Raw genomic sequence first — 19,754 nt, forward strand, 5'->3', positions numbered from 1 at the left:
CCCGATCAAGGCGTCCCGACATATCGCGGCCGAGGATAAACACAGTTGGACCGTGTTTGTTTCAGCGAACACGGTCATTTTTGCCTTGTCTCTTTGAGTTGCGGTGAACATCTGGTCAATTGATCACCATTGCTTACTTTGTCCGCACTGCACACCAGAGGCGCTTCGCCGGATCCGGGCTGAACGGCAGTTCTTCATGCTGCTGAGCGGTAACTCCAAGGTCGGATGACGGCCGGTGTGGGATCGTTCCTGACCCCTCATGATATATGAGGCGTCGACTTTGCTAAAGTGGCTTCCTGCGCATTGCTGCTGTTTGTTCAGATCGTAACCGATGTCAGCAATCCGCCCTTAGTGTTGTAAGGCCAAGTCCTCGTTGAGCCGTGAATTGCCGTGAGACGCAATTTCTACGATCAGCTGCGCGACATACATGAATTATGAGTTTCACGTTATTACCCAGCATCTCAGCTGTGTTCGACAACGCTGGTTGCGCCCACCCGCAACCAATAAACATGCCAATAGTTCAATGTACTACACGCCGCCCTTGGCTGGCTGTCGGCTTTGCGCCTGCAGGATTGCTGTGTTCGTTGCTGCGTTTAACGTCACGAGATTTTTCAACGGCTTCAAGCCAAATGCCGAATTAGAACATTTTTGTATACGCGGGTAGTACGTCGGTTTCAGTAGGCTGTCTGCAGCGGCCAGATGATCGGAATTATGATTGAGGCCAGAAGCCCCACAGTAAGGTTTAACGGAATGCCTACACATAGGAATTCAGTGAACCGGTATCCGCCTGGTCCATAGACCATCATATTGGTCTGGTATCCGATCGGTGTGGCGAAACTGGCCGACGCTGCGATCATCACAACGATGACTAGTGGCCGTGGATCGATGCCAAGTGTTGCACCAAGGCTGATCGCGATCGGAGTGATGACTACAGCCACCGCGTTGTTTGATATCATCTCGGTCAGGATTGAAGTCAGAAGATACAGCGACCAGATGATCAGGAACGGCGGCATCGACTGCAAGTAGGGTGCCACTGCCTCGACGACCAGAGTTACAGCGCCGGCGGTTTCCAGCCCTGTTCCTACTGCTAGCATTGAGAAAATGAGAACTAAAAGGCGCCCGTCCACAAAGGAGAATGCTTCTTCCGCCTCGGCGCAACGCGTGAAGAGCACGAAAGCAGCAGCCAGAATTGCAAGCAGCAGGATCTGAGCCTTGCCAAGAGCGGCCAGCAAGACGATGCTCGCAAGCGCAATCAAAGCGAGAGGAGCATGGGACCGGCGATAGGCGCGCACTGTCGGTTGGTTAATGCTGACCGCCCCGACATCCGAAGACATCCGCGCAATTTCATCAGGCGCACCTTCTAGCAGCAACGTGTCACCGATTTGCTAAACGAGTTTGTCGAGTTGGCCAGAGACAGCCTGATTTCGGCGATGCACGGCTAACAGATAGACCCCATAGTGGCGGCGCAGGCGTAATTGACCAAGAGCTCGGCCGACCATTGAGGAGCTCGGGGTGATCAGCACTTCGACAGTGGAGGTTCCGCGTGCAGTAAGCTTGTCAAAGGTGCGTATATTGGGATCCTCCTGCATCTCCAGCAGGTCCTCCATCAAGGTGCGAAGGATGACCCTGTCTCCTGATTGTAGAGTAACCGTTTCCAGATTTCGCCGAAGGGAGGCATCACCACGCAAAACATCGATCACCCGAATACCGTCACGCCGGAACAGTTCGACCACGGTCACTTGCAATCCGATGAGGTTGCTGTTGTTAGGTATTGCAACTTCGGTGAAGAACTTTTTCTTCGTCAGATCATAGAGAAGCGATGCCATGCTGGTGCGCTCGGGCAGTAGTCTCGGGGCTACAAAGCGCAAATATAGAATGCCCCAAACCACCAGAAAACCGCCAGCGGCGTAACCTCGAAAATCGAAAACGGGCGGAGCCCGTGAGTTTGTGCTACGCCAGCCACCAGCAGATTGGTTGATGTGCCCAGTAGGGTCAGCGTACCGCCTAGAATGGAAACATAAGAAAGCTGAATCAGCATTTTGCTGGCAGGAATCTCGAGTTTGCGGGAAAGCTGAACGAAGACGGGATAAGGATCAACACGACCGGCGTGTTGTTAACGAACGCTGATGCGATAACGGCGAATCCCATTAACGCGACAACGGCGCGGGTAGGAGAAGTTTCTGCCCAGGCCTCGGCCGTCCGGGTGAAACGATCAAGTGCGCCAGTGCGGACCAAGGCACTGGCAACAATGAACATAGCGCCGATTGTCCAGGGAGCTGGGTTAGAAAACGTGTTCAAGGCGGCCTCATATGGCAGCACACCCGTAGCCAGCATAGCGGCAGCGGCTCCAAGCGCGACGACTTCAGTCGGCCATCGCTCGGATACGAACAACGCAAACATGATAGCGAGAATGGCGAGCGCAATCGCTGCATCTAACGTTCCGATTTGCGTCAGAGCGAACATTCTTCCTCCTGGTTCCAGCGAGCACTGTCCAGTCGTTGGAAGTACAGTCTAACATTCCACGAAAAATCCCACAAATACCTCGCTGCCGGAAGGGGGGCAAAGTGAGTATCTAGCCTAATCTCGTACCGCAATTTTACCGATGTCAGCGCTAGAAAAGAAAGCATGATGGAACCGGACATACCGGTTTATGGTTGGAGAGGAGGACTTCTCATAGGTTGCCGATTTGTAGCTTAGCTACCTAGAGCCAAGAACTACTGTTCTTCTGACGGCGGTCGTTCGATCGATCTGACCAGAAGACAGTTTTACCTGCATCGATGCTGTTCACGCAGTTTGATACCAAAGTCTGCTTTTGACTTGGTAGGTATTCCACCCGAGGACCGCTACAGGCTGATTGCTGCCGTTAGACGTGCTTGGTACTAACGACCGCAATGGGCCGTTCGGGTCAGTTTTCCTGAAATGAACCCGAGATCAATTCGCCTGCAAACCGACCATCCCCCAAATGCCCTCTACCCCGCCAGCATCCGCAACCCTTGGGTCATGTCGGATCGCACCGCCAACCGCAGGCCCGGTTCATCCCCGGCCTTCAGCGCGGCGATGATCAGTTTGTTATTATGTGTCGGCGCAGGCCTTGCGGTTAACCGCCAAGGATCTGGCCGAATTGGGTGTAGTTGATCAGGTGATCGACGAGCCCAAGGGGGATGTACACCGGACTTCAGGCTCGACCATCGACGTTGTTGGCGGCACAATCCAGATCAAAGTGGAAATTTCTGGGACTGCATTCGTAGCAATTTTAGCGGCGACTTTGGCCGGGCTGGTTTCATTGCGCAGCCTGATAATTAGTAAAGAACAAACAATACCCCAGTTCAGACAAAATTGGATAGATGCACTACGATCAGAATTAGCGAAGGCTGTATCTTACATTTCCGAAGGATCAAGTCGACTAAGGGGCATTGAACGCAATTCAATGGAGCCAGCACTTGACTACGCAGTTTTCCGAAAATTGCATGAGCAACTTTCATTAGTAAGACCCAGGTTGAACCGAAAAGATCCGCACGTACCTTAGATTATTGAGTTAACCGCTGAAATAGAGGGTGATCTCGTTTCCGGACAATTTCGCGATCCCGAAGAAATTGTCGTAGGGAGCTTGGATGAAAATCAGACGAACGTTGATAAGCTATTAGAGCTATCTCAATTGCTTCTAAAAACGAATGGTCCCGGGTCAAAACAGGTGAACCCGTCTATAGATATATGCGTTGGGGCATTACTTCGATCTTGGGTATCTTTGTGTTATTCTTGTATTGGATGGCAGTATTTGGAACATTACACGGTTCTAAAGGGCCTGAAGCACTGAATATGCCTAAAACCGAAACTGCTGCGACGTTGCGTACAGCCAAGTCCAACTAAGGGGCGACGGAGTTGAGTAGGTCGGTTCAGGTGGTATTGTTGATCGTCGGCGCCGCCTGTTTCTTTGGTGCTATGAGTGCGCTCGATACCAGTGGATGGCCCCAGTGACGACTAAGGCAAAATTGCATAGCGCCATGAAACGACCAAAGTAAAGACTCCTCTTCAGCTCGGCTTTTTGGATATTTTGCTTATCTGTGAACGCTTTCATTGTTTGTCTCTCTGTCGCCCAATTTCCTTGCGGAACCATCGAGCGCGCACGAGCTTAACATATTGTAGCGGAACTTAGATTTCTCGCAGATCCACAACTGCCATGGTTGATCTAATACATAGGCATATTTGGCATTCGTGCCGTTGAAAATCTGCTCAGCCTTGTCGGCAAAGCCTTGTAACACACGCCATGCAATATTGGCCTTGTCATCGAACTCCCAAGCAACTTGGCGATGCAAGTACCCAAAGAACCAATCTACTTTGTATTTTTGACGGCACAATTGTGCGCAATTCTTAAACTCTATTACTCAATGCGCGCAGCATGAATGACAGCTCTGGGTCGCTCAGCTTCTTACAGAGCGTCCGTCGGGGCCGACCTCGAAGGGTCATATCTGTGCATAGCTGAACTTTGTACGAAATGCAGCGAGTGGCGGCGAGTCACCCTGCGTGTCGGACGCTGCATCGCTGGCGGATCAATCCAGACAGGCTTTCCGGGAAAAGCGAAGAGATGTGTATTCCTGCAGTCCGAAAGGTTCGTTTCCTATGATCTTGCCGCTAAATCATCTGCGAGATCAGGAAAGCCGAGTGTCATTTTGCGGATTGTCGAATTGATGTCTTTGTGTGCTGTCCCGTATCGCCAAAGAGAAACCGAGGTCTATGACTGGTTGAAATGACGCAGGACGGTCTTTGGTGAGTATCTCCCCAGCCAGTCTGCCAATTTCCTTAAGCGGGGTCGTGACAGTGGAAATTGTTGGCACTGATTGCGAGGTTATACCTAAGTCGTTGAACCCACATATTCCAATTTGGTCAGGAACTGACAGTCCTCGACGCTGGCACTCAAACAGGACACCCAAGGCCAGGTCGTCGTTGTTGCACAGAACAGCATCACAGTCGGGAAATTTACTAACAAGTTGCGAGAATATGACAGATCCTAAAGCGACATCAGAAGGGCGGTTGGTCACGGAAATCGCGTCCTGACGAAGCATATTTTTGGCCTTCAATGCAGCCTTGAAACCAGTGAGGCGTTGTTGGGAGCGGGGGTCCATCTGGGCACCGATGAAGCCAATATTTTGATATCCAACCTCAATGAGGTGCTCGGTTGCGGTATGTGCGGCCAGTTCGTGGGAAAATCCGATAATTCGATCGATTGGATCGTTGCAGACATCCATGATTTGAACGACGGCGCCGCCCACTGCTTTGAGCATCTTTTTGGTAGCATCGGTTTGTTCAATCCCGGCGAGGATGACACCGGCTGGAGCTGGATTTAGAAATGAACGCAGCAAGCGCTCTTCTTCTAGTGGGTCATAGCCGGTGTAGCCGATCTGCAAAGTGAATCCGCTGCCTTTTAATGCTTCATCGATACCGCTCAACACATCACTGAACACGTTATTGGAGGTCGAGGGGATCATGACTACAATAGAATTGGTCTTGCTCGCCGCCAGAGAGGAGGCGGATTGATTGGGGACATAGCCGAGTTTGCGCACGGCGTTGTCGACCTTGGCGCGGAGAGAATCAGACACTTTTTCGGGCGAGCGTAGGGCACGTGATACGGTGATCGCGCTAACACCAGCTTCCCGTCCTACATCAACCAAAGTTGGTTTAGACATGACCTACATCCCTAATATTACAAGGTAATATATACTTCTTCTGACGGGGATTGCAAAATGATTGCGCAATCATTTACACTGACATGCAGAGGGGGAGCCAGAATGAGCGACGACAACAGCGGTCCAGTTTTCATCATGGGGGTGTGTGGCGTGGGTAAAAGCTCGGTTGCTCGTGACCTGGCTGAGGCGTTGTCCATTCAATATCTGGAGGCCGATGACTTCCACCCGGAGAGCAATATCGTTTCAATGCGGCGGGGAGAGCCGTTGACCGACGAAATGCGCTGGCCTTGGTTGGAGGGCATCTGTCGGGAAATCCATACTAGACAGCTGGAAGAACCGGGTTTGCGGACGGTGGTGGCCTGTTCGGCATTGAAGCGGGCCTATCGTGATTTGATCCGCAGTCATTTGCCTGACGCTCAGTTTGTCTTTCTGACAGGACCAAAACAGCTGATCCAGCAACGCATGCTGCAACGAAAAGATCACTTTATGCCGTTGTCATTGCTGGAAAGTCAGTTGGCAGATCTGGAGCGGCCAAGCCCAGACGAGAACCATATTAGCATCGACATCAACCATAGTCGTGAGGACATCACCAAGGCCATTGTTGCGCAGATTTCAGCCGCAACGCGCGCCAGCATTTAACGAACCAATACTCAATTCGGGAGGAACCAAGAGTATGAAACTAGTTAAAACCCTAACCGCAGCCGCAGCGCTGGCGTGTAGTGCCACTGTCGGGCTAGCCCAGGACTATGCCCTGCGCTTTCAGTCATCAGATCCGGCTGGCAACCCCAACTTTGAATTGCAGCAAGCCTGGGCGAAACGTGTGGCAACACTGACTGGTGGCCGCGTTACTGTTGAGATGCTTCCTGTGGGTTCGATTGTTCAACACACGGAAACACAGGACGCTGTGGCGACTGGAATTATTGACGGCCACGTAACTGACACTTCGTATTTCACCGGCAAGGACCCGGCGTTTGGTTTGATCGCCAACCCGGTGGGAGCATATGGCTCGCCAGCTGAGATGCTAAACTTCATCGAGTACGGTGGCGGCAAGGAGTTGATGAATGAGCTGCTGAACCCTTATGGGCTCCAATTTATCGGCGCGACAACTCCGGGTCTGGAAGCGTTTATTTCTAAGGTGCCGCTGACAGGTGTTGCGGACCTGAAAGGCCTGAAGATGCGCGCCCCCGAAGGTCTAGTGCAGAACGTATTCTTGGCCGCAGGAGCCGCTCCGGTAAACTTGCCGGGTTCTGAAGTGTTTACGTCACTGGACAAAGGCGTGATCGATGCTGCCGATTACACTGTTTTTTCAACCAACCATCAGCAGGGTATGCACGACGTGGCGAACCACCCTGTCTACCCAGGGTTCCACTCGATGCCTTTGGTAGAAGTGTCGATCAACAAGGGCACTTGGGACAGCATGCCTGCAGACGTTCAGTCGATCCTGGAAATCTCAGTTCGTGATTTTGCCCGCGACATGACCAGCCAGCTGGCCATGCGCGACGCGGTGTCTGTGGCTGCTGCGATTGCGAACCCGGACATCACTGTGCACAACTGGTCAGCCGAAGAGCGCGCAAAATTCCGCGCAATCGCCAAGTCCCAGTGGGTGGCCGTTGCCGAGAAGTCGGACAATGCAAAGCGCGTCTACGAAGTGCTGACAGCTTACCTGACCGAACAGGGGTTGCTGGCTGAATAAGCTGCATTAACCCTGTCACACCGGTCCGTTGCTATTAGCTGCGGACCGGAACCTTTGTCGGAAGAAAATTATGCAAAACACCGAGATACCAAAGGAAAAAACCTACCAGCCGATCCCAGAGGCGGGCTTGCTTGGTCGCGTGATCGCCAAAGTCGGCGACGTGTTTGCGATTGCCATCGTGCTGTCAGCGATGGCGCTTATCTATGAAGTGGCCATGCGTTATGGGTTTAACGCGCCAACAAAATGGGCGCATGAAACCGTGATTTTCTTGACGGCTGTTACTTTTGTCTATGGCGGCCTACTTGGCGCCGCGACCGACAAGCATATTCGCGTTGTACTAATTTATGATGCGCTCTCGCCGCGTCTGCGACGTGTATTCAATGTGATGATTTCGATTGCCTGTGCGTTGGCCTCGGCATTGTTTTCATGGGCCGGATGGCTGGTGGTGAAGCGAGCGATCTGGACACCCGCTGGGGATTTTCGCCTGGAGACGTCGGGGTCCGCTTGGGATCCACCTACACCTGGCCTGCTCAAACTGTTCCTGCTTTGTGTTTTGATCCTGCTTTGCCTGCAATTTGCCATTCTGGCCTTTAATTATGCGAAACGGAAATGACTGACCTCCTTACCCTTATTCCAGACCTCAAGGCACTGGGGATCGAAACTGCCACACTGCTGATGTTTGGCTCACTGCTGCTACTGTTGCTGACCGGTATGCCGCTGGCGTTTGTTACTTTGCTGGTGGCTTTGATTTTCGCGCTAGGCTGGTTCGGCCCCGGAGCAATTCCGCTGATTGTCAGCCGTATCTTTAGCTTTGTGAATTCATTTGTCTTTGTGTCGGTGCCGATGTTTGTACTGATGGCTGCGATATTGGATAGGTCAGGCATTGCCCGAGACCTGTTTGACGCGATGCGTCTGGTTGGTGGTCGCTTGCGTGGTGGTGTGGCGATCCAGACTTTACTGGTGGCCGTGGTTCTGGCTGCGATGTCGGGGATTATCGGTGGTGAGGTGGTTCTGTTGGGCGTCATCGCACTACCGCAGATGTTGCGCCTTGGCTATGACCGCAAGCTAGCGATCGGTGTCTGCTGTGCCGGTGGTGCGTTGGGGACAATGATCCCACCGTCGATCGTGTTGATCATATATGGGCTGACCGCCAGCGTGTCGATTGGCGACCTTTTCTCTGCCGCCTTTATCCCTGGGCTGATGTTGGCGACAATGTACGCAACCTATATTTTGATCCGGGCTTACGCCAATCCTGATATCGCGCCGATCCCTGACCCCGGTGAAATTCCACGATCGGAAAAGCTGCGGCTGCTCAAGGGGCTGGTCCTGCCAATAATGGTCGTGATCTTTGTTCTGGGCTCGATCTACGGCGGCATTGCTAGCGTTACCGAAGCATCGGCTATTGGCGTGTTGGGGGTAACTCTCTCAACGATGATCCGGCGTGAATTCAGCTTGTCATTGGTGATGGGCGCAGCGCGTCAAACCCTGGCAACTGTGGGGATGATCGTTTGGATCGGCATTGGTGCCTCGGCGTTGGTTGGTGTATTCAACCTTATGGGCGGCATTCGGTTTGTACAGGCCCTGATCACCGGGATCTCTGACAACCCTATGGTAGTGATCCTGTTCATGATGCTGATCCTGTTTGTCTTGGGCATGTTCCTTGACTGGGTGGGTATTGCGTTGCTGACCATGCCGATTTTTGTGCCGATCGTTGTAAACTTGGGGTTTGACCCGATTTGGTTCGGGGTTCTTTTTGCCATGAACATGCAGGTCAGTTTCCTGTCACCTCCGTTTGGACCAGCCGCGTTCTATCTAAAAAGTGTGGCACCAGCGGATATATCGTTAGGTGAAATTTTCCTTTCACTGCTGCCGTTTATAGCGATCCAGATGTTTGCAGTGCTCTTGCTAATCTTGTTTCCGGGGATAGCGATCTATTGATGATACGCCGCTATACAAACTTATATGGCGAACGGGGAATACCTTGAAAGACCGCGCTCTGCCCACGTAGGGCAGGGGTGTGTTTGTATGAGTTTCAAACCTTTTGTGAATTCGATCCACAGATGAAAGATGAGTCTTTGTTCATGACCACCGTACATTTTGGCCTTTATGGCTTAGGCATCATGGGATCCGCGCTGGCGCTGAATATCGCAGACAAGGGATTTCACTTGCATGTCTCTTCGCTGCATGCCGAAGACACCGATACGTTCCTGCACAAGGCTGGTCGACTGAGGGAGGCCTTTACGTCTCATCGTAGCCTTGCTGGAATGACCAAAACCATGCCGGGACCACGGGTGATTATCCTGTTGGTGCCCGCTGGCGGTGCCGTTGAAGATTCAATAGCCGAGGCGCGACCACATATGCACCCGGGCGATGTTATCATTGATGCAGGAAACGCAAACTTCCATGACACCCGTCGCCGTGCGCAAGAGCTGGAAGCAATGGGTTTGGCCTATCTGGGTATGGGGGTGTCTGGCGGTGAGGAGGGCGCGCGCACCGGTCCGGCCATGATGGTTGGCGGTACGCAATCGGTATGGGACGGCGTGCGCCCATTGGTTGAAGCGATCGCTGCGAATTACGAAGGGGTGCCATGTGTTGATCGTGTTGGCCCGGATGGGGCAGGGCATCTTGTGAAGACAGTACACAACGGTATCGAGTACGCCGATATGCAGCTGATTGCAGAAACCTATGGGGTGATGCGTGATGGTTTAGGGATGGTTCCGGCTGCCATTGGTGATGTGTTCGGGACGTGGAACAAGGGGCCACTTCAAAGCTATCTGGTTGAGATCACCAGTAAAGTTTTGAATACGAGTGATGCCACTACCGGAAAGCCACTGGTTGAGATGATACTTGATCGCGCGGGCCAGAAGGGGACGGGTCGTTGGACGGCGATAGAGGCGCTACAGCTTGGCGTTTCTGTATCCACCATCGAGGCTGCAGTCAGCGCCCGCGTTTGGTCCGCCGCAAAACCGGTCCGCCAAACCGGAGAGGCAATTTTTTCCCCTTTGCGAGAAAGCGTTAAACTGGAGGCTGACCAACTGGAAAAAGCGTTGCTGGCGGCTCGGATTATTAGCCACAGTCAGGGATTTGATCTGCTGGCTGCGGCATCTCGGACTTATGACTGGTCACTGGACCTGGCCCGCTGCGCCGAGATTTGGCGTGCGGGCTGCATTATCCGCTCTGCTCTGTTAAACGATATTGCCGCGGCCTTTCGCACTGGTCCACCCGAGGATGTGCTTTGTTTTACGCCTAACATGGTGGCCCGGTTGCAAGAGGCTGTGCCGCCGCTACGTGCGGTCGTTGGCGCAGCTACAAGTGCTGGACATCCGGTGCCAGCACTATCCGCTGCCTTGTCTTGGTTTGATGGTATGACACAGGGGCGTGGTAGCGCTGATCTGATTCAGGGGCAGCGCGATTTTTTTGGTCGGCATGGTTTTGAAAGGCTTGATGGTGGAGCTGGGCACCACGGCCCTTGGGCTGATTAATGATGCAAAAAAAAGGGGGAGGTGCTGCGGCAGGTGGCAACGACAGAAGATGCCCAGGGAGTGCCTTCGGTGCCAAGAAAATAGGGAGACGCCCTAGTAACTAGGACTACTCATTTTTTGCACACAATATCGGTCGAGCCTCTGGAGCATAAGTTGATTTCGACCAATTGATCTTCTGAAGATCGTGGACCGTCGGAAAGCAAATGCTGCACTGCAAGTCGCGCGATTTCATCTGTTCTCTGAGACACACTTGTCAGCCTGGGAACCACAAGGTTGGCCAATGTGATATCGTCAAATCCAGAAATCGAAAGCTCTGAGGGCACCTCGATCCCTAGATCGCGAGCGACGCGAAGCACACCTATCGCCTGCTGGTCACTTGCAGCTGCAATTGCCGTTGGGCGTAGGCCAACCTTTTCAGATAACAGATCGCGGGCAACCTCTTCGTCCGACGTGTAGTCGAAGTGGCCTTCTAGGATCCGAAGGTCTAAGTCACCGTCGTCACCGGCCAAGTGTTGTAACTGCTCACAAAACCCTTGCTTCCTAAGGCGCCCAACTTCGGTTGACTGCGGGCCAGAAATATAGGCGATCCTGCGATGCCCTAGCTGAAAAAGATGTTTAGCAACCAGCGCGGAGCCGGACCTGTGGTCTGCCGAAATGAGTTTGTAATTCGCGTACCTCCGATCGACTGACACAATCGGGATGTCTGTTTGAATTGGGGCAACGGACTGGTCGATTGAGCCGACAACGATAAGGCCTTTGGGCATTTGTGCTAGCAGAGCTTGTATTTGCCGCGCCTCAACATCAGGGTCATCATCGCTATTGGCCAACATGACAGCGTGGGCCTGCTTAGCTGCCTCGGCTTCAATGTGTTTTGCCAGTTGCGCAAAGAACGGGTTCGAGATGTCCGGTACAACCAAACCCAGAATGTTAAGTTGGTTGGTCCGCAGCGCACGGGCGGCTAAGTTCGGTTGATATCCTAACTTTTCAACAGCTTGCAGAACTCTTTTCCGGAGAGTTGGCTTTACGGTAGGGTTTTTTGAAAGAACCTTTGAAACGGTGCCAACGGAAACACCGGCTTCACTTGCTACATCCTTTACCGTAGTCATTGGGGTCCAGCCTTATTAGTTGAAACGGAAAGAACGTAGTATTGCGAACATGTCAACCGAACTTGCTTTTGTAAGGGCGCAATGAAAAAGGTGTTCTTCTAAAAGCTATTGTGCCTCATTGCATGTGGACATTTTTCTCTCCCTAAAACGAAACACCGCTTATCAAGACCAGGTTGCAAAATGGAGTGCATTCACCGGTCCTGATAATAGCCTTGGCATTTTCGGATCGCGTTTTGAGTTTTTCATGTGGCATCGAGTGTAGGAGGACGGTTTTGTTGGTGTCTCGTTCCCATGTGCTAGTGATTTCAACCATCCTTCTATGCAGTTCGTCTGTAACTTCATCAGCGTGGATTGCTGCTTCAATAGTCAACTCGGATTGGATTGCTTGAAGGACACTCCAGAAGTTAGGAGTACCAGGGCTAACAGCCAGGTCGATAACCTGGACCCCATTGGGGACAGGCAACCCTGCGTCGGCGACAAGGATTTCGTCCAAATGTCCGAGGGAAGCAACGAGCTTACTTAGATCACGGTTAAGAAGTGCACCTCGCTTCATGATGCAGATAATTTAGCACGGTAGTGGTCCAAAATAACTGCGATGATAATCACAACACCGGTGATCATTTGGCGCATGAAATCACTTAAGCCGATCAGAATAAGACCGTTTGCCAAGACCCCGATTATGAACGCGCCCAGCAAAGTACCAATCACCGAACCCCGACCACCCGCGAGGCTTGTCCCTCCGATGATGACAGCAGCGATAGCGTTCAGTTCAAAGCCAATTCCGCCAATCGGGCTCGCGATGCTAAGGCGCGCCATGTAGATGATGGCCGCAATGCCTGCGGTTAGCCCACAGATTGTGAAAGCTGCGACCTTGTACCAAAACACCGGATGTCCCGCGAGACGCACGGCTTCTTCGTTATTGCCAATTGCGTAGATCAGGCGCCCAAAGACCGTGCGGTTCAGTACGAACCAGGCGATTGCCACCAGAGCAAGCGCCAACAGAAACACAAACGGCACGCCAAAAATCATCTTTGACCCAAATTCTTCGAATTCAAATGGGAAGGAGTAGATGGTTTGTGCACCCGACACCTGCAGCGCCGCACCGCGTGCGATGTTTAGCATGCCGAGGGTGATAATGAAGGAGGGCAGGGCCCAGTAGGCACTGATCACGCCATTGATCAGACCACAAATCAGCCCTGCCGTAAGCCCGGCAAGAATAGCGAGCAAGATGAGTTCGGTGGTGCCTAGTCCGGGTAGGGTAATGGCCTTGCCGGCTATTACGGCGGCGAACGCCATGACAGATCCCACAGACAAGTCGATCCCACCGATCAGAATGACAAAGGTCATACCGACAGCAAGAACCAGATTGATTGTGATCTGGGTCAGGATGTTGGTGATATTGTTCGACGCTAGAAAATGCTCGGACGCCACTGAAAAGAACAGGATCAATAAGAGCAGTGCTAGACCGATCCCCGCGTTGTTCACAATGGCCTTGATAGAAAATGTGCTGGGCGCTGCCATCAGGTTTTGGTTTTCACTGGAACTCACTGTCTTTGTCCTTTTGGCGTCTCTGATTGGCCGTATGCCAGTTTCAATATGATCTCTTGGTGGTAATTTTCCGGCATCAGAGTTCCCTGGATCTCATGCTCGGCCATGACCAAAAGACGGTCTGTAAGGGTGATAAGCTCTGGTAGCTCCGATGACACGACAATCATCGACATACCCTGTGCTGCCAGATCTTTTAGGATCGCATAGATCTCGGCTTTGGCCCCAACGTCGACACCGCGAGTTGGTTCATCCAACAGTAAAATATCCGGTTGTGACGCAAGCCATTTGGCCAGAACAACCTTTTGCTGGTTCCCCCCCGACAAGCTGGACGCAGGATGTGAAACCTTCCCGTACTTGAGCTTAAGCCGGGCCCCGCCTTGAACGGCCATCAGGCGCTCTTTGGCAAAATTTAACAGGCCCTTGGTTGAAACATCCCTGATACTCACCAACGAGGTATTGGCGGAGATCTTCATGTCGAGGATCAAGCCTTCGTCCTTGCGGTCTTCGGTTACGAAACCAATTCCGGCGGCAATCGCATCACGTGGGTTATTAACTGATACCGGTTTTCCGTCCCGGAAGATTTGCCCGGATTGGATTGGATCAGCACCAAAAATGGCACGCAATACTTCGGTCCGTCCTGCGCCTACCAATCCCGCGATGCCCAGTATTTCCCCCCGCCGCAACTCGAACGAAACGCCATCCGGATGAGGGCTGGCAGTGGTGTGCAAACATTTTACGGATAATGCAATATCATTGCCGATTGCGGTGCTGGCCTCCTTGGTTTGCGCTGCCAATGTACGTCCAACCATATGCCGAACAACTCCGTCAGGAGAAGTATCTGCAACCTCCTCGGTTGCGATTGTTTGACCATTACGGAAAACCGTCACTCGGTCACATGTCGCAAAGACTTCGTCTAAATGGTGCGAAACAAACACTACCGTTACACCCTTGGCTTTGATGCTGGCGATAATATCAAACAGGCGCGAGGTTTCGCGCTCGGTTAAGGTGGCAGTGGGTTCATCCAGGATCAAAATCCTGCTTTCACTTTGCAACGCGCGTGCAATTTCAACCAATTGCCGGTGCGCAATCCCCAGCCTGCTGACAGGGGCGTTCACATCCACATCATTCAGACCAATCGCATCCAGAGCTTTACGTGCGCGACGCTTCATTTCGGTACGATCAAGCAGGCCAAACCGAGTTTTTGGGAAGGACTCGATCGAAATGTTTTCCGCAACACTCAAATCGGTTAGCAAGTTGAACTCCTGATGCACAACCTGAATGCCCGCCGCTTTGGCAAAGTGGGGATCAGAGGGTTCAAACGGTTCACCACCCAGAGTAATTGTCCCCGCGTCGTAGGGATGAACCCCGGTCAACACCTTGATCAATGTGGATTTTCCAGCGCCGTTTTCACCAACAAGTGCATGAACTTCACCCGCTTTGAGAGAGAAGCTTACGCCGCTTAATGCATGGACGCCTCCAAAGGATTTACGCAGATCTTGTACGTCGAGCAGTAGATCGGTTGCGGATGATGCGTGGATAGCTTGGGCCATTTCAAGTGGTCCGTTTTTTAAATTTCTAAGTGCGCCCGGCACCTAAATGCCAGACGCAGGTATGGTTATTTGCCTTTAACCAGCTCAATTTCAGTTTTAACCCAGCCTTTTAGGGACGGGCCACCTGCAACAACCTCAAGTGCAAGGTCGATGGAGTCTGCGGCCATGCGCGTGCCAAACTGATCCACTGTTGCCAGCATGCGACCGTCAGCAATCATTGGACCAACGGCTGGAATATTGTCGAAACCAACAACGATGATGTCCGAACGACCGGCTGCTTCGAGCGCTTTGACGACACCAACAGCCATTGAGTCATTGGCTGCCATTACGCCCTGGATGTCAGGATTTGCTGTCAGCATTGCCGAGAAAACCTGGTTGGCTTCTTCGGTTTCCCAATGGGCTGTGCGGCTATCCAGCAGGTCCAGTTTGTGCTCTTCAACTGAGGCCTCAAATCCCAAACGGCGCTCGTTTGCGTTGTCTGCACCTGGATTGCCTTCGATGATGACCACTTTGCCACCGCTACCAAGCGCTTCACCCAATGCGTCACCTGCCAGCTTGGCCCCGCCACGGTTGTCCGGTCCTACAAATGCCAGCTCGATACCCTGCTGTTCTTTGGCAGCAGCATCAAGTGACACGTCAAAGTTTACAACAACAATGCCCGCTTCCATTGCGCGTTTGATAGGACGAACCATGGCTCGGCTGTCAGCAGGGGCGATTACGATGGCATCAACGCCCTGAGTGATAAAATTTTCAACCGCATTGATTTGCGATTCAAAATCAGTTTCGTTCTGCATCCCGACGGCAATCAGTTCATAATCGCCACGCATTTTTGCATGATCTTCTGCACCAACCATCATGTTTTGAAAAAATTCGTTGGCCAGCGATTTCATTACAAGACCCACAACGGGCTTGTCTTCAGCGATAGCCATCCCAGTTGACAAAAGAATACCGGTCGCTGCCGCAGCAGCGATATTAAATAGCTTCATAAGAGCCTCCCTAGTTAATGTTGGGTCGACTCCACGAAATCTGGCGCGGTGATCAACCTATATCCTAGCATGAGGAGATTCGGCTTTCTGTCAATATGAAACGTTTCATAAATGATGTCTGGCCGGTCTTTTGAAGGTTTAAATTGGGTGGATTGGAGACCGAATAACACACTTGAGAATCAAGTTTAGCAAATAGTCTTGGTTCGTAAAATATATTGCAATATCAGTGAGAAGGCGGCGATCTTGAGGGGCAACTCGCTGCTGTTAAGCAATCTTTATGGCTCGACACCTATGCTAAATGCGAAACATGAGTTGCGGTGTTGAATTGTTTGTTTGCAGGTACGCTTGTTTAACACTGCAGTACTAAGGAGTTAGATATGGCGCAGAGCAGATTTAAAAGACCCGTTGGATTCGAGGGAGTGCAAACTGACCCTGAAGAAAGCTACCGTGCTGGTTTTCAACACGGAACGCGTGAATTGCTGCGTTATCTGGAAGGCAACAATACGCCCGGGTTGGAGCACGTTAAAAACTGGATCAACAATGACTTAGCGGCTTGGCGTCACGATACGCTGGCAGAGCCTATTCCGCCAAAAGTCTAACTTCGCAGTCAGACCTGATAGTGTTGGGTCGAATATCTTAGTAAGTGCTCAGGGCGTCCGATCAATTGCCTTGAGCACTTAGGTGATTGTCCCGAGACTAATGGATTTACCCTTACAGCTTTTGCAGCGGGCCAATTGCATGTGTAAGGGTGGCACCAAACTCGTAGTAAGCTGACTTAAGCCCTGTGAAACTTTCAGTGTAGGTATTGGTCGGCGAGACCGGCAGCAAACTTACATCACCGCTCAGCAGTGCCTGCGCAGCCTGTGTTCCAAAAACGGTTCCGGGGCCGATCCCGCGACCGGAGTACCCAAAACTTGCCAGAGCGGATGGCCCAAATTCAACGATCTTGGGAATGTGATCGCCGGTCATCGCAATTTGACCTCTCCAGGCAAATTCGATTTCTGTGTTTTCCAAGCTTGGGAACAGACTGTTCAATTTCTTTTGCGCCCAAGTGTGATGGATTGCAGATCCCAAACCGTCGATATTGCCGAGGCCGCCAACAATAAGACGCCCTGACTGATCCGTTCGGATTGACGACATAACCAGCGCAGTATCCCAACATCCTTCTCTGCCCTGTAAAATCACGGCCTGTTCATTTGCAGACAAGGGCTTGGTCGCGAACTGGGAGTAGCTAACCATTGAATAGGTAGGGGTGAAAGGGCTCTGAATACCATGGTGATAGGCATTTGTGGCCAATATCAGAGCTTTAGCGCGAACAACCTGACCATTGACCTGTAGGGTCCAGACACCGTTTTCAAATTCGATGTCAGTCGCTTCGGAATTTGGGTAAACTTGCGCCCCAGATGCTTGCGCTGCTCGGGCTAGGCCGCGGCAATAGGACAGTGGATGTATGGTTCCAGCACGTGGATCCAAAAGAGAGCCGTAGAACGACTGAGAACCGGTTCTTCTGGTGGTTTCTTCTTGGTCCAACAGCTCAAGAGGTGCACCCAGACGAAGGCCTTGTTCATATCGATCTTGGAGATCTGTCAAACTCGAGGGTGCGTGAGCTAGGTGAAGTGTCCCGTTGCGTGTCGCTTCACAGTCAATGCTTTCCCGTTCAATCAGGGAAAAAACTGTGTCAGGTGCTTCGCCGAGGATCTTGAGAAGCTTCAAGCCTTCTGCTGCGCCCATCTGTTCGGTGACTGTATCTGGTGGCAGCCACAGTCCGGCGTTGACCAGGCCGACATTCCGGCCCGAGCCTCCGTGGCCGATTTCGCAGCGTTCAAGTAAACAGACTGAGGCGCCCAGTCTCGCAGCTTCCAGAGCTGCTGAGCAGCCTGTAAAGCCACCGCCGATCACAGCCAGATCGACGGTGGTATCTTGGGCCAGCGGTTGAGCATCGAAATGCTCGCGGCTGCTGGCCCACCATAGGTTTGTTTGACGATCAGATGTCAAATACGATCCCCTGTGCCAAAGGCAATTCGCGTGAGTAGTTCACGGTACTGGTCTGGCGACGCATATAGGATTTCCAAGCGTCCGATCCACTTTCACGACCACCACCGGTTTCTTTTTCACCACCGAATGCGCCACCAATTTCAGCCCCCGATGGGCCGATGTTCACATTGGCAATGCCACAGTCTGAGCCCGCTGACGAGAGGAACTCTTCGGTTTCGCGCACATCGGTTGAGAAAATGCACGAGGACAAGCCTTGTGGTACGGCATTTTGCATTTCAACAGCTTCATCCAGCGTTGAATACTTCACTGCATACAGAATTGGTGCAAATGTTTCGGTATGCATGATAGCCGACTGTTCGGGCATTTCCACAATGGCTGGGGACACATAGGCAGCGTTAGGGAAGTTACCCTGCATGGCTTGGCCACCACCATGAACGGTTCCGCCTTCTTTCTTGGCCTGTTCCAGAGCAGCGTCCATCTGCGTCATCGAACCACTGTCGATCAGTGGGCCAACCAGAGTTGTGGCTTCCAGCGGGCTACCGATTTTCAGACCGCCATAGACTTTGATAAGGCGTGGCATCAGCTCGTCATAGATGGATTCGTGTACAACCAAACGGCGCAACGAGGTGCAGCGCTGACCAGCGGTGCCGACGGCCGAGAATACGATTGCACGCAGGGCCATATCCAGATCTGCCGAAGGTGCAACGATCATGGCGTTGTTACCGCCCAGTTCCAGAATGGTTTTGCCCAGACGTTTCGACATGTCGGCCGCTACGGCCTTACCCATCGGCACAGAACCGGTTGCCGAAATGATAGCAACATCTTTGGAGGCGGTCAGAGCCTGACCAACTTCGCGCTCGCCGATCAATGACTGGATCAGCCCTTCTGGAGCATCATCACCAAACTTGGCCATAGCGCGTTCACAGATTTTCTGAACGGCCAACTGGGTCAGTGGTGTTTTTTCGGATGGCTTGGCAATAACAGGGTCACCACAAACCAGTGCCAGCGCTGCATTCCAGCACCATGGGGCGACTGGGAAGTTGAAGGCAGTAATGATGCCGCAGATACCGCTGGGGTGCCATGTTTCGCGCATTGTGTGGCCAGGGCGTTCGGACGCAATGGTCAGACCATACAATTGACGCGACAGGCCAACGGCGAAGTCACAGATATCGATCATTTCCTGAACTTCGCCCAGACCTTCTTGGTAGATCTTGCCACATTCCAGAGTAACCAAACGGCCCAAGTTTTCTTTTTCGGCACGCAGTTCTTCGCCAAGCAGTCGAACCAGCTCACCACGACGTGGGGCAGGGACTTTACGCCAGGCTTTGAAGGCTTCGACGCCTTTGGCGATCATTGCATCGGCGCCAGCGACGGAATGCACGTGGACCTTGGCGATTTCGCTGCCGTCGACCGGAGTGGTCACAGTCAAAGTGCCGCCCGTTGTTTCGTCAGTGCTTAGCTGGCAGGCCAAGATGATGTCCTGATGGCTGGGGGTGATTGTGTCTTGTACGGTCATTACTGCACCTTTTTGTTTGGGAACATTGATAAAAAGGCCGTTGGGTATTTCGTCAGAGGAACCTCTGGCTGGGCACCACATGGGTATTTTATCATATGTTGAGAGCGCTGTTGCTGGTAAAAAGATCGTTCATATTGACGCTCGCGACAAACCATGGTTACTCATCAACACATTCGCAAAAATCATGTTGAAGCGAT

Annotated in this window: 16 protein-coding genes and 2 pseudogenes; 7 read left to right on the plus strand and 11 right to left on the minus strand. The window is 52.3% G+C overall.

Annotated elements, in window-relative coordinates; genetic code table 11:
• Positions 1–674: 674 nt before the first annotated feature.
• Both AC2T28_RS05780 and AC2T28_RS05785 read right to left on the minus strand, forming a co-directional pair.
• A pseudogene (locus tag AC2T28_RS05780) lies at positions 675–2,463 on the minus strand (SLC13 family permease).
• A gap of 506 nt (positions 2,464–2,969) precedes the next feature.
• Positions 2,970–3,077, minus strand: a pseudogene (locus AC2T28_RS05785) (GntR family transcriptional regulator); the annotation flags it as partial.
• A gap of 14 nt (positions 3,078–3,091) precedes the next feature.
• On the opposite strand from AC2T28_RS05785, the gene AC2T28_RS05790 reads away from it, so the two are divergent.
• Positions 3,092–3,526 (plus strand): hypothetical protein, encoded by a 435-nt coding sequence (locus AC2T28_RS05790; protein WP_486748028.1) that lies wholly within the window; start codon positions 3,092–3,094, stop codon positions 3,524–3,526.
• A 529-nt stretch (positions 3,527–4,055) separates the two neighbouring features.
• On the opposite strand, the gene AC2T28_RS05795 is transcribed toward AC2T28_RS05790, so the two are convergent.
• Positions 4,056–4,355 carry a hypothetical protein gene (locus AC2T28_RS05795; RefSeq protein ID WP_486748029.1) on the minus strand — a complete coding sequence of 100 codons (300 nt, stop codon included), beginning with the start codon at positions 4,353–4,355 and terminating at the stop codon, positions 4,056–4,058.
• Positions 4,356–4,646: 291 nt separating this feature from the next.
• Positions 4,647–5,681, minus strand: a complete 1,035-nt coding sequence (locus tag AC2T28_RS05800; protein WP_486748030.1) for a LacI family DNA-binding transcriptional regulator — start codon at positions 5,679–5,681, stop codon at positions 4,647–4,649.
• Between the two features lie 102 nt (positions 5,682–5,783).
• Here AC2T28_RS05800 and AC2T28_RS05805 point away from each other — a divergent pair, with 102 nt between their 5' ends.
• The 5 genes from AC2T28_RS05805 to gndA all read left to right on the plus strand — a co-directional run bounded on the left by AC2T28_RS05805 (position 5,784) and on the right by gndA (position 10,856).
• Complete coding sequence (locus tag AC2T28_RS05805) at positions 5,784–6,320, plus strand: gluconokinase (protein ID WP_486748031.1); 537 nt, start codon at positions 5,784–5,786, stop codon at positions 6,318–6,320.
• A gap of 34 nt (positions 6,321–6,354) precedes the next feature.
• Positions 6,355–7,374: a TRAP transporter substrate-binding protein gene (locus AC2T28_RS05810; protein ID WP_486748032.1), complete on the plus strand. Its 1,020-nt coding sequence runs from the start codon at positions 6,355–6,357 to the stop codon at positions 7,372–7,374.
• A gap of 70 nt (positions 7,375–7,444) precedes the next feature.
• Positions 7,445–7,987, plus strand: coding sequence for a TRAP transporter small permease subunit (locus tag AC2T28_RS05815; protein WP_486748033.1), 543 nt, complete (start codon positions 7,445–7,447; stop codon positions 7,985–7,987).
• On the plus strand, positions 7,984–9,312 hold the full coding sequence (locus AC2T28_RS05820; protein ID WP_486748034.1) for a TRAP transporter large permease: 1,329 nt from the start codon (positions 7,984–7,986) through the stop codon (positions 9,310–9,312). Before AC2T28_RS05815 ends, AC2T28_RS05820 begins: the two co-directional genes overlap by 4 nt.
• A gap of 122 nt (positions 9,313–9,434) precedes the next feature.
• Positions 9,435–10,856 (plus strand): NADP-dependent phosphogluconate dehydrogenase, encoded by a 1,422-nt coding sequence (gene gndA, locus AC2T28_RS05825; RefSeq protein ID WP_486748035.1) that lies wholly within the window; start codon positions 9,435–9,437, stop codon positions 10,854–10,856.
• A 110-nt stretch (positions 10,857–10,966) separates the two neighbouring features.
• Here the strand turns inward: gndA and AC2T28_RS05830 are convergent, their stop codons facing one another.
• The 5 genes from AC2T28_RS05830 to AC2T28_RS05850 form a co-directional block, all read right to left on the minus strand.
• Entirely contained in the window at positions 10,967–11,962 is a 996-nt protein-coding gene (locus AC2T28_RS05830) for a LacI family DNA-binding transcriptional regulator (protein ID WP_486748036.1), read from the minus strand.
• A gap of 142 nt (positions 11,963–12,104) precedes the next feature.
• Complete coding sequence (rbsD, locus tag AC2T28_RS05835; RefSeq protein WP_486748037.1) at positions 12,105–12,515, minus strand: D-ribose pyranase; 411 nt, start codon at positions 12,513–12,515, stop codon at positions 12,105–12,107.
• On the minus strand, positions 12,512–13,510 hold the full coding sequence (locus AC2T28_RS05840; protein ID WP_486748038.1) for an ABC transporter permease: 999 nt from the start codon (positions 13,508–13,510) through the stop codon (positions 12,512–12,514). The genes rbsD and AC2T28_RS05840 overlap by 4 nt, the downstream gene beginning before the upstream one ends.
• A complete protein-coding gene (locus AC2T28_RS05845) occupies positions 13,507–15,060 on the minus strand; it encodes a sugar ABC transporter ATP-binding protein (RefSeq protein ID WP_486748039.1) in 1,554 nt (517 codons plus the stop codon). Before AC2T28_RS05845 ends, AC2T28_RS05840 begins: the two co-directional genes overlap by 4 nt.
• A gap of 65 nt (positions 15,061–15,125) precedes the next feature.
• Complete coding sequence (locus AC2T28_RS05850) at positions 15,126–16,046, minus strand: substrate-binding domain-containing protein (RefSeq protein WP_486748040.1); 921 nt, start codon at positions 16,044–16,046, stop codon at positions 15,126–15,128.
• Positions 16,047–16,423: 377 nt separating this feature from the next.
• Here AC2T28_RS05850 and AC2T28_RS05855 point away from each other — a divergent pair, with 377 nt between their 5' ends.
• Positions 16,424–16,645: a hypothetical protein gene (locus AC2T28_RS05855; RefSeq protein ID WP_486748041.1), complete on the plus strand. Its 222-nt coding sequence runs from the start codon at positions 16,424–16,426 to the stop codon at positions 16,643–16,645.
• Between the two features lie 112 nt (positions 16,646–16,757).
• Here the strand turns inward: AC2T28_RS05855 and AC2T28_RS05860 are convergent, their stop codons facing one another.
• Positions 16,758–18,041: an NAD(P)/FAD-dependent oxidoreductase gene (locus AC2T28_RS05860; protein ID WP_486748042.1), complete on the minus strand. Its 1,284-nt coding sequence runs from the start codon at positions 18,039–18,041 to the stop codon at positions 16,758–16,760.
• Positions 18,031–19,557 carry an L-piperidine-6-carboxylate dehydrogenase gene (gene amaB, locus AC2T28_RS05865; protein WP_486748043.1) on the minus strand — a complete coding sequence of 509 codons (1,527 nt, stop codon included), beginning with the start codon at positions 19,555–19,557 and terminating at the stop codon, positions 18,031–18,033. The genes AC2T28_RS05860 and amaB overlap by 11 nt, the downstream gene beginning before the upstream one ends.
• Positions 19,558–19,754: the final 197 nt, after the last annotated feature.

The organism is Parasedimentitalea nitratireducens (genome assembly GCF_057444295.1).